Raw genomic sequence first — 24810 nt, 5'->3', positions numbered from 1 at the left:
CGCGAACGCTCGGACGACTGAATGACGAGCCGAGCCATCCAAGCGACTGGCTTCGCTGAGTAGACGCCTCGATTGGACGAGACCGCTTGCCAGTTGGCTGCGCTACGGGCCGGGCCGGGCCGCTAAGCGACCCCGGTCCGGGCCCGTCTGGGCCGGTCAGTCAGGGGTGGTCGGGGGCCGCGACGAACAGGGGGTCGAGCGGAGAGCCCTCGTACCCGACGACGAGGCAGGCCGCAGCGACCGAGTTGCCCGAACGCGGGGCGGTCCCTCCGACCGAAAGGTCCGGCAAGCCGTCCGGGATGTGGCGGGTGTCCGTTCGGCCCGGCCGGGTGACGTCCACGCCCACGCCCGGCCCCGTGCCGGCGCGCGCACGGGGCGGGACCCGCGAGAATGCACAGGCGAAAACCGTTCCCCTCCCGCTGGAATCCCTTCCCTGCTCGAACGCAAGCAACTCAAGAATGGCGCCCAGGTGACTTCGTCCTCCCCGAGGACACCCCCGACGGACCCGTCAGCGTGGTCGGCGACTTCAACCACTGGAACCGGCAGCCCACCCCCTTGAGCCCCGCGGCGACGGCACTCGTGCCGCGACCGCGACCGCGACCGCCCTACGAAAGCCACCGGCCTGAACATCCTCCTCGAGGACCGCCTGGCCGCCCGCGAGCAGGGCCGGCGCATCCGCCTGTACGCCCCGCGCCCGCAGGTCACCCACCTGCTAGAGCTGATCTGCACCATCCAGCTCTTCACCATCACCGACCACGGACCGCACATGCCCCACCCGGCCGCCTGGGGCGTTCCGGCCGACCCGGGACGGGCCGGGTGACCTCCAGCCCGCGCCGACCGCGCACGACGGCACCCGACCCAGGGTCACTTCCCGTCGGTGACGTAGTAGTCGTTCTTTACGTACTCCAGGGTGTAACTGCCCAGGTCTTCCTCGGAGAAGGTGGCGGAGGACCTGACCGCTTCGAGCGGCATCTCGATCTTGTCGAGGGTGTGCACGGGGACGCGCTGCGGATCTACCGTCGCGGTCTGCAAAGCCTTCTTCTGTTCGGGTGAGATCATCTGGAACACGATCACGTACGTCGACGTACACGGACCGAATCCCTGGTCCTCTGCCTTCTTCGCGCCCGGCCCGGCCACTTCGCAGACCGTGCCGATGTCCTCCCGCCCCAGGCCGTGGAGGTACTGCTCGTAGCGCTGGATCGCGCGTTCCTTCGTCCTGGGCGCGGGCTGGTTGGCGCTCACCGTGGCCGACGGCTTCGCGGCTCCGGCCGATGCGGACGGCGTGCCCGACGGTGCTGTCGCCGGTGTGGACGCGGACGGCCGCGAAGGCTTTGCGTCAGCCTTCTCCTTCGAATTCTCCGGACCGCACCCGCATGCCACCACTGCCACGCATGCCGACACCGCCACACTCACCATCGTCCGCGTTCGCATCAGATCCCCTCCAACGACCGACCGCTGCCCATCAAGGGCTCACGCAGGATCCCGCGGAACGGTTCCCGAACCGCGACCTGAAACCGGTGGAACTGATACCGCCGGCCCACCGTGGTGACGCGCGCAGCCCCGTCGAGCCACCTGAGCCAAGGCCGACAAGGCCCGGACACCGACCGTGGATTGCGTGGGCGGAGCCTGACAGGTCAGGCACGTGGAAGTTCGGCGGCGGCCGTACGGCTGCCGTTCCACGAACTGCCTCGACGTGCACCTGTGCGCTCTGATCGGTGATGGTTCCGTTCAGAGCCGTGCGGCGGCCGAGTCATTGCCGCCGGCGCGCGCGGCGATGCCGGACGTGATGTCACAGGAGCAGGACGCTCGTCGCCTCCACCTGGACGGTGTGCCCGTACCGATCCCGCATGCAGTCCGGCCACCTTCGGCACGCGGGGCCGTCGGCCGTCGTAGACGTGCCACTGCGAGACGGCCTCACCTCCCCCACCGGTGGCGCTGTCGCCCGGCCTGGTGGCTGCCCGCGGGCCCCTCCGGTCGGGCCGCCTGGCATCATGCTCTTTCGCCCGCGGCGATCCGGTTCGAAGCTGCCAAAACCGGCCGTGGACCGTCTTCTGCCCGGATACGTGCTGCCAGGTTGTTGGCGCGTTGGGGGCGACCACCAGAAGCGGGCTCCTCCACCGACGGGGCCACAAGCTTCAGCCCGTCCCCGGAGCCCCGCCCTGGCAGCCGTGGAGCGGCCCGCCCCCCGACCAGCTGATCGCCCTGGCGCCTGACGGCAGGCTCCTGGCCGACCGCAACGGGACGGCATGGACAGAGCGCGGCCGCCTCCCCAGGGCGCGCCACCGGCCGTACTGACTGCGGCAAGTCCGCGGAACGAGCGACACTCCAGCCGACGTCACCGGCGGCCAAGCCCCGTGATCCCCAGCGGGTCGTCGCACGCCACCGATACCCCGAAGCCCTCGCAGCCCAACGACGCGAACGTGCCCGCATCCGCTGCGAGAAGGGCCCCGCCGGGGCGACTGCCGCTGAAGGCTGCCTGGCCCTTCACAGGCGCCAGGGTCACCCAGTCTCGACGTCGGCCGGGCGCAGGTGCCGCAGTCGCCGTCGAGGCTCAGCTCCCTACCGCGGTTCAGGGGCGCGGCGGATACGGATCGGGCCGCGGGTCTTGGCCGGGTCTACGGGTTGGCCTGCCTGGGTGATCTCCACCTCGCCGGCCGAGGCCAGCCGACGGGCCGCACGGCGAGCTGGTTCCATCAACGCGCGCCAGCCGTCGTCGTCTCCCTCATACACCGCCCGCGCGGCATCCGAGGGGCAGATGGTCGAAGTCGGGCCGCGACGTTCAAGCAATTCCAGGATGGCTCTTTCCAAACGCCGGCCCGTCTGCCGTTCGCTATCCGTCACCGCATCAGTATCGCAACCATGAAGACGTGAGCGAGGCTGGGGCATAACCCGCATGCGCCGTGGCCGCCTCGGCGCCGACGGCGACGCCGGGGGGAACAGGACCGGGTACGGGACATCCCAGCGGCGAGAAGCCCCTGGACCGCGCCCTCGTAGGATGTTCCGAACTTCTCGGTCGTCCAGGGCTCGCGCCTGCTCACATCGCCCCTCAGCGCACCGTCCTTCCACGGCCCGCCGTCCGCGATCTGCGGGCATCCCGAACACGACGATCCCGCCGGAAAGACCGGTGTTCAGTGGTGTTCGGGACTTCGGCCGCGCCGTCGGCCTTCACGGGCCGACGACCCGTTCCTGGAACCCAGCGACACCGTCTGGCGGTGCGGATTGGACCTGCCGGTAGGGCTGAAGGCCACGAGGCTCCTCGGCGCCGCTACGCCGGGCTCGCCGGGTACGTCCGTTCCAGCCGGCGGGAGGGGAGCTCACCGACTCGGCGGCGCGGCGATAGGCGGCGTTGATGCGCTGGCCTCTTCGATCTGGTCTTCCAGGATCACGATCCGGCACACGGCCTCGTTGGGGGTGCCCTCGTCACACGAGCTCATGCGCGGGATTCCGCCTGCGAGCGGGCCGACCAGCCACGTGGTGTGATCGATGGCTCACCGCACCAGGCGGTGCACAAACGATGCGAAAGGCGCGAGGCGGAGCTTCGCAGAAATATGGAAGGGAATGAAGACACTGAGTTGAGGAGGCACCATGAGCACGTACGGTGTCACGCCGGAGGAAACCCCATCAGGTGAGGGATGCACGGCCGAGGCGCATGCAGAGCGGCCAGACGGTGGCATATGGGAGCACCCCTGGCTGTTCTTGGGGTTGATTGCCTTCGGCGCAGTCTTGGTGGCGGGCTTCTTTGCCGCCCGTATCGCGGCGTTGTGATCGCGTGCGGCATCCGACTCAGAGCCCGGCTGCCGGTCGTGGGGCGCAGCGGGGGCACTGGGTCGTCTCGCTACCCAAGAGCTCCCCGCGCGGGGTGCCCCCCTCGCCTTGGGCCCTGCAAGAGCGGTGAACGCACTCAGCCTGTGTCCCCTGTGGGCCGGCCGAGGAAGGGAATCGAGTTGGATCACATCGGCGCGGATCGCGAGAGTCTCCGGCAACAGGTCTCCTCATGGGCGGTATCACCCGACGGCGGGCGTGTCGAAGGACGTGCGTGTTCCCACCGCACCGCGCTGCCCAGACAGCCGGCGACGCCTTGGGGCGTGTGCGCGGAGTGCCGCGAACGCGGGTGGACTTGGACCCGGCTGCGGTGGTGTTCGACGTGCGGACACATCGGATGCTGCGACAGTTCGCGAGGGCGGCACGCGTACGCCCACCATGCGCAGACGGGCCACCCCGTGGTCCTGTCGATGGATCCCGACGAGGCCTGGGCGTGGTGTTTCGTGGACGAAGTCTTTCTCGTTCACCTGCCTGAGGGAGAGGAGATCCCGTAGTTGAGACCGCTCCCGTCGGGCAACACTCGCCGCGAGGATCGTGCATAGCATGGGATCTTGGCAGCGAGGCACGAGTGGCCGGTTACCCACAGCTCTGCCGGCCGACGGCCAGACCGGGGCTCAGGGTGGTGTGTCGCCGGCGGCGCGGTGCGCCCGGGCGACCTGCTCGACGTCGGCGAGCCGGTCCAGGCCCTTCACGGCCCGGGCCATGCGGGGATTGCCCTCCAGCCGTGCGCGATGCCGATGCAGGAAGGACCAGTAGCCGACGGTGTAGGGGCAGGCCCGTTCGCCACTGCGGTCCGTGGGTCGGTATCGGCAGCCCTCGCACAGGTCGCTCATCCGGTGGATGTAGGCGCCGCCCGAGGTGTAGGGCTTGGTGGTCATCAGCCCGCCGTCCGCGTACTGGGACATGCCCACCACATTGGGCAGCATCACCCAGTCGTAGCCGTCAACGAAGCTCCGGTGGAACCAGTCCGTCACCTCCGCCGGGTCCCAGCCCCGCTGCAGGGCGTGGCTGCCAAGGACCATCAAGCGGGGGATGTGGTGCGTCCACCCCGTGTCCCGTACCTGCGCCAGCACCGTGGACAGGCAGCGGGCGCCCACGGCGTCCGCGTCCAGCTCGGCGAACCAGGCCGGAACCGGTGTGGTGTGGCGCAGTTCGTTGCGGTGCCGGTAGTCCTCGCCCAGGTGCCAGTAGAGATTCCACACGTACTCACGCCAGCCGCATACCTGCCGAATGAAGCCCTCAGCGCTGTTGAGCGGTACCAGCCCGGCCCTGAAGGCCTCCTCGGCCCGGCTCACGCACTCCCACGGGTCGAGGAGGCCGAGGTTGAGGGAGGAGGACAGCAGACTGTGGCTCATCACGGGGTCGGCGGCCAGCATGGCATCCTCGTGCGCGCCGAAATCGGCGAGCCGGTGGGTGACGAAGTGGTCGAGCGCGGCCAGTGCCTCGTGGCGGCTCGCGGGAAACAGGCGGGGGCCATCTCGCCCGACGAAGGTGATGCCCTCCTCGCGTTCCCAGCGGTCCAGGTCTTGCCGGACCCCTTCGTCGATCTCGTCCTCACGGGGCCGGTATGCAGGCGGCGCACCGAGCGTGGTGCGACCGCGGGGCGGTGGCTCGCGGTTGTCGTGGTCCAGGTTCCACCGTCCGCCCGCCGGCCCGTCTCCTTCCATGAGGATGTCGTGGGTGCGCCGGGTGTACCGGTAGAAGTTTTCCTGCAGGAGCCGCCGGCCCTTCTGCCGCGCGGCCCAGTCGGCGAACTCCCGGTGCCCGACCAGAAAGCCGCGGGCCGGGTGGACGGTGACCTGCGGGAGCGACGTCACCAGGGCGAGGGCGGCACGGGACGTGGGGTGGTGGACGGAGACGGGCGCGTCACCGACGGCCCCCATCAGCCCTTCACGGTAGGTCTCCGCCTTGACGTACTGGGCTCGCTCACCCAAGTCTGCCGCCCGGTGGCGCATGGCGCTGAGCACGAGATGGGCCTTGGCCCGGTGGAACCGGCGCCGCCGCAGAACGGCGAGGGACTCGATCAGCAGCCACCGGACGTTCCTCGGCGTCCCGCCCGCGGCGGTGGCGGTGAAGTGCGGGCCGAGCTGGTCCCCGAACAGCCAGTGCACAGAACTCATGCCCGCATCCAACCAACGCGGACCAGGCCTCCGAGGAACGACGCGACTGTCCCACACCTTCGTACGCTCACGCTCACTGTCTTTCCTTGCAGGACTCCCCCGCTGGTGGGAGCTTCCGCCCGGCACGCGGGCACCCGACTACGGCCCCACTGCGGGCCCGCATGGACGGGAGACCGGTCCTTTTGGACCCGCTGCCGGACTACCGCGTATCGCAGCGGGATCGTGGCTGCGTAGCGGTTGGATGTCAGGGGGTCTGGTCACATCGGCGTGAGGACGGTGTCGATGATGTTGACCGTGGCGTTGGCCGTCTGGACGTCGCCGCAGACGATCCTCGCCGTGCCGTTGACGGTGAAGCTCTCTCCGGATCCGGCAGTCGTCAGGGAACTGCCCTCGAGGGTCTTGAAGGAGCCCTTGTCGAGCTGGTCCGGTGTGATCTTCTCGCCCACCACGTGGTAGGTGAGGATCTTGGTCAGTTCCGCCTTGTCGGCCAGGATCTTGTCCAGGTCGGCCTTCGGGATCTTCGCGAACGCCTCGTTGGTCGGAGCGAACACGGTGATGTCCTCGGCGTTGTTCAGGGTGTCGACCAGGCCGGCCTTCGTGATGGCTGCGGACAGCGTCGACAGGGCCGGGTTGTTGGACGCCGCGGTGGCCACGGGGTCCTCGGCCATGCCGGCGAGGCTGCCGGAGCCTTCCTTGGGGACCGATGCGCAGGCCGGCCCATACGGGTCAGCCCGCTGGGAGTCGGCGAATACCGGGGTTGCCACGCCCAGTGCCAGAGGGAGAGCGAACGCCGCTGCCGCGAGTGCGGCGGTGCGGCGGACGTGATGGACAGCCATGGCTTCCTCCTCCGAAGGGGACTTCGGACTCTGTCGTTCGCTGGGGCGGCGACCGGCGAGGCGGAGCACCCTCACTACTTCTTCTTCTTTGACGTTCCCGTCACCGTGCCGGGTCTCGGCTGCGGTGGGCAGTCGCTGCGCGACTTTCTCTGCCGGAGCGTCTCGAGACTGCATCCACTCTTCGCCCTGCAGACCCGTACCGGATGCATCCGGTACGGATGGCTGCATCCTCGGGAGCGCGACGTCACGGAGAGCGGTGGGTGACGTCCGCTGAGTGACAGGCGTACGACCTCCGCGGCTTCCCGCGGAACCGGCAGATCGTCCACGCTGAGGGTGTGGTGGTCAGTACAGGCCCATCCGGCGGGCGGTGTCCTCTCCGTGCTGCATCCGCCGGCGGGCTCCTTCACCGAGGGCGGTGAGCACGCCGGCGACGACGGTCTCGATGATGGCGAGCGTAGGGACGAGGCTGTCGTAGGGGGAGGGTGCGGCGACCTGGCTCGGCAGGACCACCTGTGCGTGGGCGGCCGCGGGTGAAAGCCATACGTCGGTGAAGAGGATGACTTTGCCGCCCTGCTCCTGGACGAGTTCGGCCATGGAGACCTTGTCCGGCTCGTAGCGCCGGTAGTCGAACAGGACGAAGACATCGCGTCGGTTCACCGCTGCGAGCTGCGCGGTCCGTTCGACGTCCCGGTCCGGGAGGAACCGGACGTCGTCGCGTACCTGCATGAGGTGCAGGCCGAGGTATTGGGCGAAGAGGTTCGTGAACCGGCCGCCGGCCAGGGTGATGCGGCGTTTGCCGTCGGAGAGCAGCGCGATCGCGTGTTCGAGATCGTGCGGGGGTAGTTCGGCGAGGGTCTGGGCCACAGCGGCGCTGAAGAGGTTGCTGCCTCGCTGGAGGAGGGAAAGGTCCTCGACTCCGTCTTGGCTGCGGCCGTAGTCGGTTGCCTCGTAGAGGGAGAGGGGGGAGGCGTTGCGTTCGTCGAGCTCCGCGCGGAGCGCGGCCTGGAAATCGGGGAAGCCGCGATAGCCGATCCGGTTGATGAAGCGCAGGACGGTCGGGGTGCTGACGGCGGCGCGTTCCGCGAGGACGGCCATGGTTTCGAAACCGGCTGCGGGGTAGCCGGCGAGCAGCACGCGTGCGACCTTGCGTTCGGCGGGGCTGGCATCGCCCAGCTTGAGGCGGATCTCGTCGGCGAGCGTGCCAGGGGCCATGCGCTGGGTCTTCCTTCGTATGCGTGGGTGCTGGGGCGGGTCGAGGTCGAGCTTAGTGTCGCGCGTGAGCGAGTGAGGCCGGCCGGAACCCCCGGATTCCGGCCGACCCTGTCGCCCGGAGTGCGTCAGGGCAGAATCACTCCGGAGCGACGGCTATCCGCAGGCCGGTGACTGTGTGCGCGGTGGCGTCGTCGCTGGTCCAGGCGGTGAATCCGGGTTGCTTGCTGAAGGTGACGGTGAACCGGGGACCGCTCTCGAAGGTGCTGGCCGTGGTGGTGCGCTGGGTACTGGCGGCCAGGGCGCGGGCGGTGTTCAGGAAGGAGTAGGGGACGCCCGCGGGGTTGGCCGGGGAGTAGAAGACGTCCGAGTTGGCGGGTATCGGTGAGGCTGACAGCGGGATCAGGGGCCGCTTGCCACTGGCGGGCTGGATGTGCCAGCGGCGGGGGTCGTAGCGGTCGCCGTGGGAGAGGTAGTTGTAGCGGGCGCCGGTCAGCGCCCATCCGGCCTGTGGGTCCTTGCTGGTGCGGGCTTGCCGGAGGTCGAGGATGGCGACGCCTTGCGGGCCCAGGACGCGCAGTCGCTCGCGGGGCGTGCTGGGATCGTCGACGATGAGTGCGGTGTTCTCTTCCAGTGCGTACACGCGGTCGTGTCCCGTGTCGGCAGCGAGTCGCAGGGCCCTGCCTTCGCGTCCGCTCGTGCCGGTGTGGGTGTCGACGAGTCCTGAGCGGAGGAAGCCGAAGCCGCCTTCGGGGAGGTATCCGAGCCGGGCCGGGTCGTCGAAGTAGCCCGGGCTGCTGCCGTCGCGAAGCCCTTCGTAGGAGTCGCCCCCGGTGACCATGTCCGCTCCGGCTGCGATCTGCGCTCCGGCGCTGGATCCGGATACCACGGCCCCGGCGGCGAGCTTGGCCCGGATGGCGGCGAGAACCTTCGAGTCGGTGTGTGCGGAGCCGTGGAGCAGGGTGGTGACGTAGCGGTACTGGTCGCCGCCGCCGAAGAAGAAGCCGGTCATGGAGTTGACCTGCCGCACGACCTCGTCGGAGTCGGCATTGGTTATGTGGTCGAGGTCGATGGGGATCCATTGGGCATCGGCGGCACCGTGCTGCTTGAAGAGTCCGGCGTAGTAGGCGCCGTTGCAGGCGGAGTTGCTGCAGTTCTCCGGGTCGCCTGCGGCCGGATCCTGGCTGGCGGGGACGGAGGCGGCGGTGAGGACGCCGATGCGCGCTTTCGCTCCACCGGCACGCTTGATGATCTCGCCGTAGACCTGCGTGTTGTCGGCTTTCAGGCCGCCGCCGATCAGGACGAGCGAGCCGCGGCCGTCGGCCGGCGCGGCAGTGTGGGCGTGGGCGGCCGGGGTGAGGGTGAGGCCGAGAAGGAGAGCTGTGCTGCCCGCCAGTACGGTACGGCGGGCTCCGGTCGGGACGGGCATGGGGATGCCTCCTGTGGGTCGGGTCGGGTGGGGTGGGGGCCGGGACCGCAGCTGCGGGTGGCCGCTGCGGTCCCCGCGCGGGCCGGCAGCCCAGTGCGTGGTGGGAGGGGCTGCCGGGGCGGGCATCCCGTACCGGGCAATGGCGCGATCAAACCGGTACGGGACGTTCATGGGGGTGTCAGCCGGTGCGGCTGTCGCCGAGGTCGGCGATCAGGGAGGCCAGGAGAGCGACGCGGGCCGGTACGGTGGAGGTGTCCAGCCATTCCTCCGGGGTGTGGTCGGCGCCGCCGACCGGGCCGAGGCCGTCCAGGGTGGGCACGCCGAGACCGGCGATAAAGTTGGCGTCCCCGACGCCGCCGGTCGCCGATCCTGCCAGGCTGATTCCCAGGCCTGCGGCTATGCGTCTGGCCTGGTCGAACATGCGGCGTGAGGCGGATGTGTCCTCCATGGGCGGGCACAGGTCCAGCTGCTCGACGGTCGCAGTGGTGCCGGCCACGGCGGGCCGTGCCGCGGCTGACTCGATCGCACGGTGGGCCGCTGCGAGTCCGGCGGCGGTGGCCGAGCGGACCTCGACGCGCAGCTCGGCTTCCGGGCAGACGATGTTGGTTCGGCTGCCGGCCCGTACGACACCGACGTTGACGGTGACGTCGTCCCAGTGGCCGTTGAGGGACTGCAGGGCCACGACCAGGTGGGCGGCGGTCAGGGCGGCGTTCGCTCCGCGCTCGGGCTCGATGCCGGCGTGCGCTGCCCGGCCGGTGACGCTCACACGGAAGTCTGCGACACCTTTGCGGGCGATGACCAGGTCGCCGTTCTCCCGGGCGCACTCCAGGGCGAGGGCGAAGTGAACTCCGCGGGCTGCCGCTTCGGTCACCGGGCGGCTCGCCGGTGAGCCGATCTCCTCGTCCGGGGTGGCAAGGAAGACGAGTTCGGCGTACTGGCCTGCCCGCGTCTCTTCCAGGATCTCGAGAGCGGTGATGCCGGCCAGCAGGCCGGCCTTGTCATCGCTGACACCGGGGCCGCGCGCCGTGTGGCCGTCGAGGTGGAAGGGCCTCGCTGCGGCGGTTCCGTCGTCGAAGACGGTGTCGAGGTGCGCGACGAGCAGGAGGCGTCGTCCGCCCTGCTCGACCGGAAGGTCGCCCGGCTTGCGGGCGACGATCACATCGCCGACAGGGCGCCCGTGGGTGGGGTCGGGAGCGACGCGCTCGATGTCGAATCCGAGCCGCAGCAGCCGCTCCTGGGTCCAGTCGGCCATCTGGTTCACGCCGGCGGGGCTGTAGGAGCCCGAGTCGATGGCCACCAGGCCGGCAAGGTCGGCGAGGTAGCCTTCCAGGCGCGCTGCGGCGTACGGAAGCAGCGTGTCGGTGTGCAGCTGCTCCCGTGAAGGGGCGGTCACAGGACCTTCGAGAGGAACGCGCGGGTGCGTTCCTGCCGGGGTTCGACAAGGACCTGGCGCGGGTCACCGGATTCGACGACGACGCCGTCGTCCATGAAGACGGCGGTGTCACCCACCTCGCGGGCAAAGCCGATCTCGTGGGTGACCACGACCATGGTCATGCCGTCTGCCGCGAGCCGGCGCATGACGTCCAGGACGTCTCCGACCAGTTCCGGGTCGAGGGCGGAGGTGGGTTCGTCGAAGAGCATGAGTTTGGGCTTCATCGCCAGGGCTCGCGCTATGGCGACGCGCTGCTGCTGCCCGCCTGACAGCTGGGCCGGGTAGTGGCCCGCGCGGTCCCCGAGGCCCACCTGTTCCAGCAGGTGGTGGGCCTCTTCCCTGGCCTGCGCCGTGTCGGTCTTGCAGACGTTGACGGGGGCTTCCATGACGTTGTCCAGAGCGGTCATGTGAGGGAAGAGGTTGAAGCGCTGGAAGACCATGCCGATGTCGCGTCGTCGCGCGGCGACTTCCTTCTCGCGCAGTTCGTGGAGCCGCGATCCGCTCTGGCGGTAGCCGACCAGGTCGCCGTCGACCGCGAGCTTCCCGCCATCGACTCGGTCGAGGTGGTTGATGCAGCGCAGGAAGGTGGACTTGCCTGAGCCTGAGGGGCCCAGCAGGCAGCACACCTGCCCGCGTTCGACCGTCAGGTCGATGCCTTTGAGGACTTCGAGTTTCCCGAAGTGCTTGCGCACGCCCTGGGCGTGGACCATGGGGACGTTCACGCCGCCGCCTCCTTGGTGTTCTTCTTCGTGCGGGCGAATGGGGCCAGTGCGCCGGCGAACATGCGGCGGAGAGGCGAGACGTGGCCGCCTCGGTCGGAGCCGCGGCCGTAGCGGCGCTCCAGCCATGCCTGCGGGATGCCGAGCAGGGTGACCAAGCCCAGGTACCAGAGGCTGGCGACGACGAGCATGGGGATGACCTGGTAGTTCTGCGCGTACACGTCCTGAATGTTGGACATCAGGTCGTGCGCCGAGATGATCGATACCAGAGCGGTCATCTTCAGCATGTTGATCGTCTCGTTGCCCATCGGCGGGATGATCACCCGCATGGCCTGGGGCAGCACGATCCTGCGCATGGTCTGGGCGGGCCGCATGCCGAGGGAGTGCGCGGCTTCCGTCTGGCCGGGGTCCACCGACTGGATGCCGGCCCTGACGATCTCCGAGGCGTACGCGGCCTCGTTGAGGCCGAGGGCCAGCAGGGCTGCGACGGCCGGGGTGAGGAGGGAGTTCGTCTCGACCTGGAAGAAGGTGACGCTGGTGAACGGGATGCCGATCTTCACGTACTGGTAGAGGGCGGCGGCGTATCCCCAGAAGATGATCTGGACCAGCAGGGGGGTGCCGCGGAAGAACCAGACGAACAGTGAGGACATGCCGTGGAGAACCGGGTTGGACGACAGGCGCATCACTGCGACCAGCGTGCCCAGAGCGAGCCCGAGGGCCATCGCAGCCACGGTGAGCCACAGGGTGGTGACGAGTCCGGAGAAGATCAGGTCGGCGAAGAGGAAGCGGCCGATGATCTCCCAGTGAAGATTGCCGTTCTTCGCCAGTGATCCGGCCACACCGATGAGTGCGGTCATGGCCGCAACAGCGGCGATCCAGCGGCCGTAGTGGCGCAGCGGCACGACGGTGAGCTGCTGGGGGGCCGGGCGGTCGATGTCCGCGGGGGCTGTGGTGGTGGTCATTTCTAGTCCACCGCCGCGTTCTTGGTGGCCTCCTTGACGGCGATCGATGCGACGCCGTACTTGTCGAAGATCTTGGTCACGGTTCCGTCGTCGATCAGCGTCTGCAAGGCCTTGTGGATCGCGTCGCTGAGCTGCGGCAGCTTCTTGGACACCGCGATGCCGTTCGGTGAGGCGCCGTAGCCGCCCGCGGCAGCCGGGTCGTCCACGACCTGGAAGGCGTTGCCGCCGTCGGCGGTCTTGGCCGTCCAGCCCGCGGCGGGCTTGGTCTGCACCTGGGCGACGACCTTGCCGGAGCGCAGTGCGAGTTGCGCATCGGAGTCCTTGGGGAAGGTCTGGATGTCGATCTCGCCCTTCCCGGCGGCCTTGCACTTCGCCTGATGTTCCTTCAGGAGGTCCAGCTGGTTGGTCGCCGCCTGCACCGCGGCCTTCTTGCCGCACAGGTCATCGAGGGTGGTGATCTCCTCGGGGTTGCCCTTGATCACCATGATCCCGGAACCCGAAACGGAGTAGTCGACGAAGTCGACGACCGCTTGGCGCTCCTTGTTGTCCGTCATCGCCGACATCGCCGCGTCGAATCTTCCGGCCTGGATGGCCGGCACGATGCCGTCGAACTTCTGAGGCGTGAAGGCGAACTTCACACCCAGCTTGGCCCCCAGCGCCTGCCCCAGGTCGTAGTCGAGGCCGGTGAGCTCGGGCTTGCCCTCGGTCACGAACATCTCGAACGGCGCGTAGGGCACGTCCGTGGCCACGCGCACGGTGCCCGACTTCTTGATCGCGTCGGGCAGCGCGTCGTGCAGCGCAGTGTCCTTCGCGACCGTTACCCCCGCGATGGCGGCCGGCTGTCCGCCGGTGGCCTCGGCGGTGTCGGCAGCGGAGTCCGAACAAGAAGTGAGCGTGGTCAGCGCGGTCGCGGCAGTCAGCGCCACGATCAGGTTTCGGGACAGACGGGTGTTCATCAGGCGTATGCCTCTCCGGTCTTCAGGGCCGACGGGATGGTCGCCGTCGGCTACAACACGGAAATTACAGACGCGTTGAACTTATGGCTAGATGTATCGCTCGTTACATTGCGGTAACGGGGCTCTTCTGACCGCGAGACCGCGCATCAGGCGCCGTTGAGCTGACCAAATCACCCACACATCCGATGGGGAGGGTGATTCGCGCTCTACATCTACCGTTCATTCAGCTCGGCTTGTAAGTTCCGCTACTGCAGCACCCGCAGGACGGCGCACCTCCCACGCACCGCTCAGGGCGTCGCCACGCCCTGCCCCCTGCAGATGCGCCACTCCACTCCTCCCCCACCCCTTGGAGAAGCCATGGGCACACGGTTCAGGCATGCCTCGCCGGCCTCAGCTGCCGTAGCACTGCTCACACTTGCCGCAACGCTCACTTCCACCGGCAGCGCGCAGGCTGCCGCCACGCGGGTCCGCTTGGGCAGCAGCTCCGACGTCAGCCGCACGTCATGGCAGGGCCCCGCCTTCACCATGAACGGCGACGGCAAGATCGCCCCCGGATCCATGTCCGCTGCCATCGATGCCATCCGCGGGGGCGCCGGCAGCCTGGACGTCATCGTCCTGGCCGGCTCCGCCCCCACCTCAGGCAGCGCCACCCCCGAATGCGACGCCGCCTTGGCGCTCACAGGCGTCAACTCCTGTACCACCTGGACCCTGACCGCCGCCGCGGACGGCAACAACAGCCAGGTCAACGCCGACATCCGCAACGCCGAGTTCGTCTACTTCGCAGGCGGTGACCAGTGCCGCTACGCCGCCTGGAAGGGCAGCGCGCTGGAGGCGTCCGTCGAATCCGTCGTGGCCAAGGGCGGCGGCTCGGGCGGCGGCAGCGCCGGCCATCACATCAACAGTCCCGTCGTCTACGACGCCTGCAAAGGCAGCGTCACCAGCTCAGAAGCCCTCGCCAACCCGTACGACAGCTCCATCACGTTCACCACCGGCATGTTCGACTGGGCGAACTACGGCGGAGTCGTCAACGACTCCCACTTCACCACCCGCGACCGGATGGGCCGCACCATGGCCTTCGTCGCCCGCGCCATCAAGGAAGGCCGGACCTCTGGAGGCAAAGCCTGGGGCGTAGGGGTCGAGGAAGGCAGCTCACTGCTCCTCGACAAGAACGGAAAGGCCACCCTCTACGGCAAGGAGGCCTACGTCGTCCTGGGCGACCACCAGCCGGAGCAGGCATCCTCAGGCAAGCCGCTGACCTTCTCCGACTACAAGATCTGGCGCCTGGGACCCGGGCAGACCTACGACTTCAAGAACCGGCCCACCTGCGGCTACTACCTCCGCAGCATCACAAGCGGAGTCGCCGACCCCCACCTGTACACAGGTACCCCGCAGACCAGCTGCACCCCGCCCGGAGGCACGAACACCCTGGCGGAAACCGAGACGAACGACACCCGTGCCACCGCTGACGACGCCGACGCCCTGGCCTACCCCGCCTCACTCACCGGCAGCATGAAGTCGACCACCGACCGCGACTACTTCCGCGTCTCCTTTTCGGTCGGCGAGCGGGTCAGCATCCAGTGCGCCATTCCGGACGGAGCCTATGACGCCGACCTCTACCTGCTCGACTCGGGCGGGAGCACCATCGACCGGTCCGTGAACGATGGAGTGGGCACGGACGAGTCCCTCGCCTTCACCCGAACCGCCGCCGGAAGCGGCAGCTACTACCTCGAGATCGACGCGTACCAAAGCTCGGGCAGCTCTTCGTACACCTGCACCCTGACAAAGAGCTGAGACCGGGCGGGTGCCGGAGCCTTCACTCGCCGGTTCCGGCATCCACCGCCTGTCCGGGCCCATGGCGGACAGTCCTGCACACCGGCTGCGGCAACCCGACAGCAAGGAAGCTGCGACCTCAAAATTGTGCATAAAGGGTGCAAGTCGACGTCGACTCGGGCTGCGGATACGTTCGGCTGGACGGGCCACCTCGCCGGAGGTGGCGCTCACCCGAAACGATCCGAAGGAGCCTCCGTCATGATCGTCAAGAAGCTGCACGAAGCAGGGGTGAGAAGCGAGCACGCCTACACGGCGGCGACGGTGTCCATCGGTCTGTCACTCGCATCCTGGCTGGCCTCCAACAGCCGCGAGGACATCGAGCGGGCGGACCGGTGGGGCATCTTCGTCGGAGAGTGGGCACCCACCTTCTTCGGCCTCGGGCTGGCCCTCGCGAACTACGAGAAGTGAAGCAGCACGTCCACACCAGCTGAGGAGTCTGCATGAAGCTGAGCGACGAACTCCCAGTCGATCACAGGCTGGCAACCGTCTACAGATACGGCGCCCTTCTCTGCGGGCTGACCCTGATCGCGTTCGGTGTGCTCGGCTTCGCCGATGCCCTCCGCCCGTTCGACACGCAAGGCGAGACGATCGCGGGCCTGACCACCAACACCACCCTGAGCGTCATCTCCGTCGTCGTCGGGCTCGCACTCGCCGCGGGCGCCGTCATCGGCGGCAACTTCGCCTCCACCCTCAACATCACGGTGGGAGCGCTGTTCCTGCTCAGCGGGTTCGCGCACATCTTCATCCTCGACAAGGGCGCCAACATCCTGGGATTCGGCATGACGAACGTGATGTTCAGCTTCGCCATGGGCTTGATCATCATGACGTTCGGGATGTACGGCCGCGTCTCGAGCAAGCTCCCCCACGACAATCCGTACTGGCAGCGCCGTCATCCCCGGCATGAAGGCGGCCGGGATCCACAGGCAAGTCGGGCCATCGCCGACCGGGTGACCGGCTCCGTCGCTGCCGTCACAGGTGCGAGCGGCCCCGCACCCACCGACGATGCGCAGCGGTAGTCGTGAGATGGCCGCGACCGGCGGCCGGCGAATCAGGGAGGGCTGCCGTTGTGGCAGCCCTCCCGCATGAGATCCACGGGGACAGCTCTGTTGCAACCGGCTCGGAGGTTCGGCTCCGCTCCACGGTGAGGCTGCTCGCCCTGCGCCGCCATGTCGCCCGGCTTCGGGGCCCGGGGCGCGGTTTACTGCATCCGTCGGAGTGTCCGGCGCGGAAAAGGGACCACAGGCGCGCGGAGCGGGAGGCCCAGGGTGAACGGGGACGCTGATGTGACCGTGGTGGGCGCGGGGGCGGCGGGGCTGTCCCTGGCGGTCGAGTTGGCGAAGCCGCTCCCCGGGCGAGGTCCGGCGCCCCGCGTACTCGTCGTCGAGGCGCCACCGGGCCCGCTGAGGCCGCCCGTCCGGACCTGGTGCTACTGGGAGGCGGGCACCGGGCCGTACGACGATCTCCTGACGGCGAGCTGGGATCGGCTGAGGGTCTACGCCCCGGACGGACGGGCCATCGACCGGCAGCTCGGACCTCTGAGGTACAAGATGCTGAGGTCCGACCGGTTCGAGTCCGCCATGACGGAGCGACTGACCGCGTACGGCGTCGCCGTACGCCCCATGACGGTGGAGTCGGTACACGATGCCGGCGCCGTGGCGCTGGTCCGCGGACGCGACGCGTCGGGTGCCCCTTCCGTACTGCGGTCCGGGTTGGTCTTCGACTCGCGGCCGCCGCGGCAGTTGCCCGCCGCCCGGACCACACTGCTCCAGCACTTCATGGGCTGGTTCGTCCGCACCGTCGAGCCGTCCTTCGACCCGACGGCGGCGACCTTGATGGACTTTCGGCTGCCGCAGCCGCCCCGGGGGCTCGCCTTCGGCTACGTCCTGCCGGTCAGCCGGCACGAAGCACTGGTCGAGTACACGGAGTTCTCCCCCGCCGCTCTGGACCGGGCAGCCTACGAGGACGCCCTGCGCCACTACTGCGAGTCCGTTCTCGGTCTTGGCGAGCACTCCGTACAGGGGCGCGAGCACGGCGTGATCCCGATGAGCGACGGTCGCTTCCCCCGCCGCGCAGGGCGCCGGGTCTTCCTCATCGGGGCGGCCGGCGGGGCGACCCGGCCGTCGACCGGGTACACCTTCGCGGCGATCCAGCGTCAGAGCCGCCACCTCGCAGAGGCGGTGCGGGCGCATCGCTCTCCCGCCCGGGCGCCGGCGGTGCACGGGCGTCGGGCCCGGGCGATGGACGCGGTGCTTCTCCGCGCGCTGGACGCCGGGAGGGTCGCCGGCGGTCCCTTCTTCACCGAGCTCTTCTCGACCGTGCCGGCCGAGCGGGTCCTGCGGTTCCTGGACGGCGCGACCTCGCCGTGGGAGGACTTCGGCATCGGCCTGCGCACACCCGTGGTGCCGATGCTCCGGTCGCTGCTGGAACTGCCCCTGCTTCCCCGAACCGTCCCGGCCGCGGGTCCGGGACATCATTGAGAGGCTTTCATGTCACTGCTGCGCGACGAGGCCTTGTCCGTTGCTTTCGACCATGCCGCGGCACGCTACGACCTGCTGGTGTCGGCGAGTCCCGGCTATCACGGGCATCTGCGCCGCTCGGCCCGCCGGTTGGGGCTTCCTGACCTGGGCCGCGGCGCCCGCGTCCTGGACTTGGGCTGCGGTACCGGCGCCTCGACCGCCGCCCTGCTGTCTGTAGCGGAACCGGCGGAGATCACCGGGGTGGACGCCTCGGCGGGGATGCTGGAACGTGCTGCCGGCAAGAAGTGGCCCCCCGGGGTCCGGTTCGTGGAGGCTTCGGCGGACCGGCTGGGCGAGGCCGGTGTCGACGGCCCGTTCGACGCCGTCTTCGCCGCCTACCTTTTCCGGAACGTGCCCGATCCCGATTTCACGCTGGCCGCCGTGCGTGCGCGGATGTCGCCGGGCGGGCGGATCGCCGTGCACGAGTACGCGCTCAGTGGGAAGCCGGTACACCGGGCGCTGTGGACGGCCGTGTGCCGAGCGGTGATCATGCCGCTGGGCCGGGCCGGCGGGGACGCGGGACTGTATGAGCATCTGTGGCGGAGCGTGCTCGGTTTCGATACCGCGCCGGAGTTCGCAGCGCGGATGCGCGCGGCCGGGTTCGCGGACGTCCGGGTGCTGCCGCTGCCCGGATGGCAGACCGGCATCACGCACACCTTCGTCGGGCGGGTGGCCCGGTGAACGGCGCGTACCCGGGACGTGACCGGCGGGCCCGGCGCATCGACCCCCGGGCCGGACGGGCCGGGATCGAGGGGGACGACTGCCCGCGGGTGGCCGTTGTGGGTGGAGGCATCGCCGGTCTCGCGGCGGCGACCGTGCTCGCGGAGCGCGGGATCCGCGTCACCTTGTACGAGCGGGACGCGCAGCTCGGTGGCCGTTTGGCCGGGTGGGACACGCGGCTGGCGGACGGCTCGAAGGCGACGATGAGCCGGGGCTTTCATGCCTTCTTCCGGCAGTACTACAACCTGCGGGCGCTCCTGCGCCGGACCGATCCGGGCCTCCATGGCCTGACCGGGCTGGCGGACTATCCGCTGCGCCACCGCGACGGCGGTCAGGACAGCTTCGCGCGGGTGCCCCGCACGCCGCCCCTGAGCGCTGTCGGGTTCGTCGTCCAGAGTCCCTCGTTCGGCTGGCGGGATCTGGGCCGGATGGACGCACGGGCCGCCCTGCCCCTGCTGGACGTCGGCGTCCCTGAGGTGTACGAGTCCCTGGACGGGGTCAGTGCCACGGACTTCCTGGCCTCGGTCCGCTTCCCGGAAGCGGCCCATCACCTTGCTTTCGAGGTGTTCTCGCGGAGCTTCTTCGCCGATCCGGCGACCTTCTCGGCTGCGGAACTCGTGCTGATGTTCCACATCTACTTCCTCGGCTCCAGCGAGGGACTGCTCTTCGACGTGCCGCGCGAGCCTTTCCCACAGGCCCTGTGGGACCCGCTGGCCCGTTACCTGAGCGCCCACGGTGCAGACATCCGTACGGGCACGCCTGTGCACGAAGTGGGCCCCGCCGGCCTGGACCGCGTCGAGGTCGTCTCAGAAGGTGGCGGCGAGCGGTACGACGGGGTGGTGCTGGCCCTGGACACCACTGGGCTGCGGAAGGTGGTCGGCGCGTCGCCCGAACTGGTCGACGCCGCGTGGCGGGCGCGTATCGCGGGACTGCGGACGGCGCCGCCGTTCCTGGTGTCACGGCTGTGGCTGTCGCGCCCGGTGGCCGGCGACCGCCACGGCTTCCTCGGCACCAGTGGATTCGGCGGACTCGACAACGTCAGTGTCATGGACCGATGGGAGGGCGAGGCGCACCGCTGGGCACTTGGGAACGGCGGCTCGGTGGTGGAACTCCACGCGTACGCGGTGGATCCCGCGGCGCGCCGCCCGCAGGTGGAGGAAGGTCTGGTACGGCAGCTGCACGAGGTGTACCCGGAGACTGCGCGCGCCGAAATCATCGACTCCCGACACGAGTGGCGTGCGGACTGCCCGCTGTTCACCGTCGGTGGATATCGCGACCGGCCGGCGGTCCGCACGGGCGACGAGCGTGTCGTGATCGCCGGCGACCTGGTGCGTACGGGTCTGCCGGTCGCGTTGATGGAACGGGCGGCCACGAGCGGGTTCATGGCGGCGAACGCCCTGCTGGAGCGGTGGGGCGTGCGGGGCGAGACCCTGTGGACGGTGCCCGGGCGAGGCCGTTCGGCGGCGGGCCGGGTGCTTGCGGGTCTCGGGCGGCCGACCCGCGGGCGGTGACCTGTACGGCACCGGCACACCGGGCCGGCTCAGCCGGGGAAGCGTCCGGTGCTGCGCAGGACCCAGCGGCGCTCAGCGTACGCGAGGTCGTCCTGCCACAGTCGGCCCGCCGCCCGCCGGATCAGGGGGCGCAGGAGGGGGGCGGCGGTGCGGGCGAGGGTGAAGCCGGTGCGGCGGGAGGTGGCGATCACCGCCTCGGTGACGAGGGTGCGAGGGCGGCCGTCGCCAGCGCTTCCCAGTGGGGTGGCGTGGGATTCCACGACCGATCCTTCTCCTTCGCCGTCGGTGATGCGCATGACGACGGTACGAGGGCCGGGGGCGGTGAACTCGGCGGTGACCGGAACGACCACACGGCGGGCCACCTTGAAGGAGACGCGCACGCTGAGGACGTCGCTTTCGGCGCCGTCGTCGAGGACGGTGAGGTCGACGAAGGAGTAGGGGTGGAACCACGCGCCGTGCCAGGGATCGAGGCGGTTGGCGAGGATGTCCTCGGGTTCGCAGACGCCGGTGCCGGTGTAGACGGAGTGCAGGGAGACATGGGCGGGCGGGCGGGGTGGGACGTCGGGGGTGTCGAGGGGTTCCTCGCCACCGTGGTCGTCCAGGCGCACCCAGGCCAGCACGCCGTCGTCGTGTGCAGGGTACGGATTCCAGCCGGCGAAGGGGGCGCCGCTCAGCGCGAGTCCGTGCCAGGGGCAGACGAGCGTGCCGCAGCGGGTGGGTGCCTGTGCCAGTGGGGCGCCCAGGTGGGGGCATGCTCCGGGTCCTGCGAGGAGAGCGCCCCCGGCTCCGCGCCAGGCCACGATCTCGGTCCCCCCGATGGTGCGTCCGTAGCTGATGTCCGCGCGGACGGCGGCGCTCGGTCCCAGGACGTACCAGTTGCCGGCGGGCCTGGCCTGTGCGCGTTTGAGGGCGGCGTCGATCAGCCGGGGTGAGGCCTCACGCCAGGTCGGCTCCTGCCGGTGCCAGGGCACCGGCTCGCGGCGCAGGCTGAGTGGGAAGCGACTGCGACGGGGGGCGCGCGGGCTCATCGGGCCGGCTCCTTGAGTACGGGGTCTGCGGCGGGAGTCCTCAGGCGGACTGCCGCGATCTTGGCCAGGCCGGCTGCGGCCACGGCCGCCCGTCGGGTCAGGGGGACCGAGGAGCGGCGGTGGACGCTCGCGAACCCGTCGCGGGCGACGGCGTCGAGGATCTCCCGGTAGAGGATGAAGGCGGTACGCACGCAGGGCCGGGAGACGGGTTCGAGCATGTCCAGTCCCGGTTGTGCCGTCGCGTAGAACTGCTGCGTGAGGGCGGCGGCGGAACGCAGGGCACGGATGATGCGCGGATCGCGGCGGCCGGTTCGTCTGCTCCACAGGAGCAGGTCCCGGTCCACGCCCTCGGTGGCCAGGAGGTCCGCGGGCAGATAGACACGGTCGCGGTCTAGGTCCTCACCGACGTCGCGGATGAAGTTGGTGAGCTGGAACGCCTCGCCGAGCGCGGCAGCGTGCGGTGCGGCCTCGTCCCGGGATGTGGTGTGGCCGAGCACGGGGAGCATCTGGAGGCCGATGACGGCCGCGGAGCCGTGCATGTACTGGCGCAAGGCGTCCAAGGTGGGGTAGTCGGTGACGGTGAGGTCGCTGCGCATGGAAACGAGGAACTCGTCGAAGTGATGGTGGGGGATGCGGTAGCGGTACGCGATGTGGGCGACGGCGGTGACGACCGGATGGCGGCCGGGGCCGCCATCCATCGCCGTGCGGAGGTCGTGGGACAGCGCCTGGAGGCGCCGGGCACGGTCACCGGGCGCGGTGGGCGCGGTCAGGTCGTCGACGATGTCGTCGGCGTACCGGGCGAATCCGTATAGGGCGTGCACGGCGGGGCGCCGGGATGCGGGGAGGAGCCGGGTGGCGAGGAAGTAGGTTCTCCCGTGTCTGGCATTGAGGCGGCGGCATCGCTCGAAGGCCGCGCGCAGGACGGGGTCGGTGATGGCCGCGGCGTCGAGTTCGCGTCGTGTCATGACCGGTTGCCCTTCGCCGGTTGGACGGGAGTCCCCGGGGCCCGGTGGCGGGCGCCGGACAGGCCGGTGACCCGGGCCGCCGCGAGCCGACCGGAGATCAGGACGGTGGGGACACCGACGCCCGGGGTGGTCCCGCAGCCCGCGAGTACGGCGTTGGCGGTGCCGCTCACCAGGTTGCGCGGTCGGAAGGGGCCGGTCTGGGGAAAGGTGTGGGCCACGGAGAAGGGCGTGCCGTCCGCATGGCCCTGGGCCGCCCAGTCGGCGGGGGTGACGAGAACCTCGGTGTCGATGGCGTCCTCGAAACCGGTCAGGCCGCGGCGCTCCAGCTCCCGCAGCAGCCTGTCCCGGTAGCGGGGTCCCAGGTCCTTCCAGGTGGCGGGCGAGGGGCCGATTGCGGTGTTGGGACAGGGCGCGAGCACGTAGTGGGTGTGCTTGCCGGGTGGGGCCAGGCTCGGGTCGGTGGCGGTGGGCCGGGTGATGAGGAGCGAGGGGTCGCTCATCAGGCTTCCGGTGGTGGTGAGTTCGTGGAAGGTCTGCTTCCAGGCGGCGCCGAAGGAGATGGTGTGGTGGGCCAGTTCGGGCCACGTCCGGTTGGTGCCGGCGTGCAGCACGACGGCCGACGGGGAGTGGCGCAGCGCGAGCGGGCGGCGTGGACGCTTCCCGAGCAGACGGTAGGCGACGGGCAGGTCCGGGGTCAGGACCACCGCGTCGCAGGGGATGCGCTGCTGGTCGGTGACGACGGCGGTGATCCGCTCGCCGGTGCGCTCCAGGCGGGTGACGGTCTGGCCGTGGAGGAGGGTGGCCCCGGCGTCGGCGGCGGCCGCGGCCATCGCGGTGGGAACGGCGTGCATGCCGCCTTGAGGGAAGTAGACCCCGGCGATGGTGTCCATGTAGGCGATGACGGCGTAGGCGGCGAGTGCGCGCGCTGGGGGGACGCCCGCGTAGAGGGCCTGGAAGGAGAAGACGCGTTGCAGGCGCTCGTCCGTGACGAACTGGGCGATCTTCGGTTGGAGGCGGCCGAACCCGCCGAGCGCGGCGAGCCGGGCCAGGTCGGTGTGCAGGAGGGAGAAGGGCGAGTCGAAGTTGGACTCGATGAAACGGCCCATCTGCGCGTGATAAAGGTCTTGGAGCCACTGGCGTAGGCGCCGGTACCCGGCTGCTTCTCGGCCACCGGCGAAGCGTTCGATCTCCGCCTCCATGGCCTGCGCGCCGGTGTGGACGTCGAGGCTGGTGCCGTCCGCGAACCGGGCGTGATAGGCAGGATGCAGGGGGTGCAGGGTCAGCCGTTCGGACATCGTCCGGCCCACGGCCGCGAAGGCTTCTTCCAGCAAGTGCGGCATGGTGAGCACGGTGGGGCCTGTGTCGAAGCGGTGGCCATCGCGCTCGGTGAGGCCGGCCCTGCCGCCGGGGAGGGGGTCGCGTTCGACGAGGGTGACGCGGCGGTTCGCGCCGAGGAGGTGGAGGGTGGCGGAAAGACCCGCGAGTCCGGCTCCGACCACCACGACGTGGTCGGTGCGCCCGGTGATCGTCCTCATAGGGAGCCCCCGTAGTGAACGTCGGACGTCGCGGCCGTGGGCCGTTGCGGGGGTGAGGCGACCTGTCTGAGCAGCTCGGCGAGCTGCTGCGCGGCGGGACCGTGTATGCGTGCGGCCCGCAGGTGGCGCTCGGACGCGCGCACCAGTCGCCCGATGCGCCGTTCGACCTGCGCCGGGGCCCCCGTGGAACGCAGGGCTTCGCGGACGGCGGCCAGCACGGGCTCGGAGAGGTCGGTACTCCCCCGGCACTCCTCAAGGAGGTCGATGACGTCGCAGGCGCCGGTGGCGCGGGCGCGTGAGTGCGTCAGGGCCAGGAGATACGTTGCCTTGCCGGAGCGGATGTCGTCCCCTGAGGGTTTGCCGGTCAGCTCGGGATCGCCGAACACACCGAGGAGGTCGTCGCGCAGTTGGAAGGCGATGCCCGCGCAGCGGCCGGCAGCGGTCAAAGCCTGGGTGGTGGCGACGTCGGCGCCCGCGAGCGCCGCGCCCAGGGCCAGGGGCCGTTCGACGGTGTAGCGGGCCGTCTTCAGGCATACGGTTCGGATGGCCTGGACGGCCGAACGGGATGAGTTTGCCTGACCGTGCAGGTCGAGGTACTGCCCGGCGACCATTTCTGTCCGCATGGCCTTCCAGATCCGCAGGATGTCCGTGCGTACGGGCGGCTGGAGGTCGGCTTCGGCGATGAGGTCGTCGGCCCAGCAGAGCGCGAGGTCTCCGGCGAGGACCGCGGCCGATCGTGCGAACGGTGACGGTCCGGTTCCCTCGGGGAACTCGCCCGTCGGGTACTGCGCTGCGATCTGGGCGTGGAAGGAGGGCTTGCCGCGGCGCACTGCCGACTGATCCATCACGTCGTCGTGGATGAGGGCGCAGGTCTGGATGAGCTCGAGGGCGGCGGCCACGCGCAGCGCCCCGGGCACATCGCGGTCCGCGACACCGCAGGCCCGCGTGGCCCACCAAAGGAATCGGGGCCTGATCCGGGATCCGCCGCCGAGGACGAAAGCCGCCGTCCTTTCCGCGACGTCGTGGGCGAACGTGGCGTCGAGGGAGCGGCTGTACTCCACAAGAGCGCTGCAGATCACGGACAGCTCGCGATCTACAGCGGCACCGACGTCAAGGTCGACCGCAGCCGCCGTCAAAGGGTTCGGCATGCACACGGCGCGCCCCTGTGGGGTCGCGATGAAATGGCGAGCAACCGACTTCGCGTGCATTCAGTCCTCCGT

General features: G+C 69.9%; 23 protein-coding genes and 1 pseudogene. 8 read left to right on the top strand and 16 right to left on the bottom strand.

Annotated features, from left to right (window positions below; translation table 11 throughout):
• Positions 1-160: 160 nt before the first annotated feature.
• The 4 genes and pseudogenes from ABZY57_RS09410 to ABZY57_RS09395 form a co-directional block, all read right to left on the bottom strand.
• Complete coding sequence (locus ABZY57_RS09410; protein ID WP_356509810.1) at positions 161-289, bottom strand: hypothetical protein; 129 nt, start codon at positions 287-289, stop codon at positions 161-163.
• Between the two features lie 575 nt (positions 290-864).
• Positions 865-1242, bottom strand: coding sequence for a hypothetical protein (locus ABZY57_RS09405; protein ID WP_356509808.1), 378 nt, complete (start codon positions 1240-1242; stop codon positions 865-867).
• A gap of 1317 nt (positions 1243-2559) precedes the next feature.
• Complete coding sequence (locus ABZY57_RS09400; protein WP_356509806.1) at positions 2560-2841, bottom strand: DUF3253 domain-containing protein; 282 nt, start codon at positions 2839-2841, stop codon at positions 2560-2562.
• Between the two features lie 477 nt (positions 2842-3318).
• Positions 3319-3422: pseudogene (locus tag ABZY57_RS09395) on the bottom strand (MerR family transcriptional regulator); the annotation flags it as partial.
• Between the two features lie 163 nt (positions 3423-3585).
• On the opposite strand from ABZY57_RS09395, the gene ABZY57_RS09390 reads away from it, so the two are divergent.
• Both ABZY57_RS09390 and ABZY57_RS09385 read left to right on the top strand, forming a co-directional pair.
• Positions 3586-3765: a hypothetical protein gene (locus tag ABZY57_RS09390; RefSeq protein ID WP_356509805.1), complete on the top strand. Its 180-nt coding sequence runs from the start codon at positions 3586-3588 to the stop codon at positions 3763-3765.
• A 320-nt stretch (positions 3766-4085) separates the two neighbouring features.
• Positions 4086-4316: a UBP-type zinc finger domain-containing protein gene (locus tag ABZY57_RS09385; protein WP_356509870.1), complete on the top strand. Its 231-nt coding sequence runs from the start codon at positions 4086-4088 to the stop codon at positions 4314-4316.
• Between the two features lie 120 nt (positions 4317-4436).
• Here the strand turns inward: ABZY57_RS09385 and ABZY57_RS09380 are convergent, their stop codons facing one another.
• From ABZY57_RS09380 to ABZY57_RS09345, 8 genes are all read right to left on the bottom strand, one after another.
• On the bottom strand, positions 4437-5942 hold the full coding sequence (locus ABZY57_RS09380; RefSeq protein ID WP_356509803.1) for a cryptochrome/photolyase family protein: 1506 nt from the start codon (positions 5940-5942) through the stop codon (positions 4437-4439).
• A gap of 257 nt (positions 5943-6199) precedes the next feature.
• A complete protein-coding gene (locus ABZY57_RS09375; RefSeq protein WP_356509801.1) occupies positions 6200-6778 on the bottom strand; it encodes a fasciclin domain-containing protein in 579 nt (192 codons plus the stop codon).
• A 342-nt stretch (positions 6779-7120) separates the two neighbouring features.
• Positions 7121-7990 carry a MurR/RpiR family transcriptional regulator gene (locus tag ABZY57_RS09370; protein WP_356509799.1) on the bottom strand — a complete coding sequence of 290 codons (870 nt, stop codon included), beginning with the start codon at positions 7988-7990 and terminating at the stop codon, positions 7121-7123.
• Between the two features lie 136 nt (positions 7991-8126).
• A complete protein-coding gene (locus tag ABZY57_RS09365; RefSeq protein ID WP_356509797.1) occupies positions 8127-9416 on the bottom strand; it encodes a cyanophycinase in 1290 nt (429 codons plus the stop codon).
• A gap of 178 nt (positions 9417-9594) precedes the next feature.
• Positions 9595-10809, bottom strand: coding sequence for a M20 family metallopeptidase (locus ABZY57_RS09360; RefSeq protein ID WP_356509795.1), 1215 nt, complete (start codon positions 10807-10809; stop codon positions 9595-9597).
• Positions 10806-11558, bottom strand: coding sequence for an amino acid ABC transporter ATP-binding protein (locus tag ABZY57_RS09355; protein WP_356509868.1), 753 nt, complete (start codon positions 11556-11558; stop codon positions 10806-10808). Before ABZY57_RS09355 ends, ABZY57_RS09360 begins: the two co-directional genes overlap by 4 nt.
• An 8-nt stretch (positions 11559-11566) precedes the next feature.
• On the bottom strand, positions 11567-12529 hold the full coding sequence (locus ABZY57_RS09350) for an amino acid ABC transporter permease (RefSeq protein ID WP_356509793.1): 963 nt from the start codon (positions 12527-12529) through the stop codon (positions 11567-11569).
• A gap of 2 nt (positions 12530-12531) precedes the next feature.
• Positions 12532-13485: an ABC transporter substrate-binding protein gene (locus ABZY57_RS09345; RefSeq protein ID WP_356509791.1), complete on the bottom strand. Its 954-nt coding sequence runs from the start codon at positions 13483-13485 to the stop codon at positions 12532-12534.
• A 471-nt stretch (positions 13486-13956) separates the two neighbouring features.
• Here ABZY57_RS09345 and ABZY57_RS09340 point away from each other — a divergent pair, with 471 nt between their 5' ends.
• From ABZY57_RS09340 to ABZY57_RS09315, 6 genes are all read left to right on the top strand, one after another.
• On the top strand, positions 13957-15276 hold the full coding sequence (locus ABZY57_RS09340) for a pre-peptidase C-terminal domain-containing protein (protein WP_356509789.1): 1320 nt from the start codon (positions 13957-13959) through the stop codon (positions 15274-15276).
• 237 nt (positions 15277-15513) lie between these two features.
• Positions 15514-15723: a hypothetical protein gene (locus ABZY57_RS09335; RefSeq protein WP_356509787.1), complete on the top strand. Its 210-nt coding sequence runs from the start codon at positions 15514-15516 to the stop codon at positions 15721-15723.
• Between the two features lie 32 nt (positions 15724-15755).
• Positions 15756-16331, top strand: coding sequence for a DUF4383 domain-containing protein (locus ABZY57_RS09330; RefSeq protein ID WP_356509785.1), 576 nt, complete (start codon positions 15756-15758; stop codon positions 16329-16331).
• A 249-nt stretch (positions 16332-16580) separates the two neighbouring features.
• The gene (locus tag ABZY57_RS09325; protein WP_356509783.1) at positions 16581-17792 is read left to right on the top strand and encodes a lycopene cyclase family protein; all 1212 of its coding nucleotides are present in this window, start codon (positions 16581-16583) and stop codon (positions 17790-17792) included.
• A gap of 9 nt (positions 17793-17801) precedes the next feature.
• Positions 17802-18512, top strand: coding sequence for a class I SAM-dependent methyltransferase (locus tag ABZY57_RS09320; RefSeq protein ID WP_356509781.1), 711 nt, complete (start codon positions 17802-17804; stop codon positions 18510-18512).
• Entirely contained in the window at positions 18464-20062 is a 1599-nt protein-coding gene (locus tag ABZY57_RS09315) for an FAD-dependent oxidoreductase (RefSeq protein WP_356509779.1), read from the top strand. The genes ABZY57_RS09320 and ABZY57_RS09315 overlap by 49 nt, the downstream gene beginning before the upstream one ends.
• Positions 20063-20091: 29 nt before the next feature.
• Here the strand turns inward: ABZY57_RS09315 and ABZY57_RS09310 are convergent, their stop codons facing one another.
• Genes ABZY57_RS09310 through ABZY57_RS09295 form a run of 4 tightly spaced genes read right to left on the bottom strand, consistent with a single transcriptional unit; the run spans position 20092 to position 24738 of the window.
• Positions 20092-21090, bottom strand: a complete 999-nt coding sequence (locus tag ABZY57_RS09310; protein ID WP_356509777.1) for a DUF5914 domain-containing protein — start codon at positions 21088-21090, stop codon at positions 20092-20094.
• Entirely contained in the window at positions 21087-22055 is a 969-nt protein-coding gene (locus ABZY57_RS09305) for a phytoene/squalene synthase family protein (protein ID WP_356509775.1), read from the bottom strand. Before ABZY57_RS09305 ends, ABZY57_RS09310 begins: the two co-directional genes overlap by 4 nt.
• Positions 22052-23590 (bottom strand): phytoene desaturase family protein, encoded by a 1539-nt coding sequence (crtI, locus tag ABZY57_RS09300; protein WP_356509772.1) that lies wholly within the window; start codon positions 23588-23590, stop codon positions 22052-22054. Before crtI ends, ABZY57_RS09305 begins: the two co-directional genes overlap by 4 nt.
• Entirely contained in the window at positions 23587-24738 is a 1152-nt protein-coding gene (locus ABZY57_RS09295; RefSeq protein WP_356509770.1) for a polyprenyl synthetase family protein, read from the bottom strand. The genes crtI and ABZY57_RS09295 overlap by 4 nt, the downstream gene beginning before the upstream one ends.
• Positions 24739-24810 lie beyond the last annotated feature (72 nt).

Origin of the sequence: Streptomyces sp. NPDC006450 (genome assembly GCF_040612195.1) — a bacterium.
Classification (GTDB): Bacteria; Actinomycetota; Actinomycetes; order Streptomycetales; family Streptomycetaceae; genus Streptomyces.
Note: the sequence above shows the minus strand (reverse complement) of the source record. Positions and strands in the feature narration are given on the sequence as shown.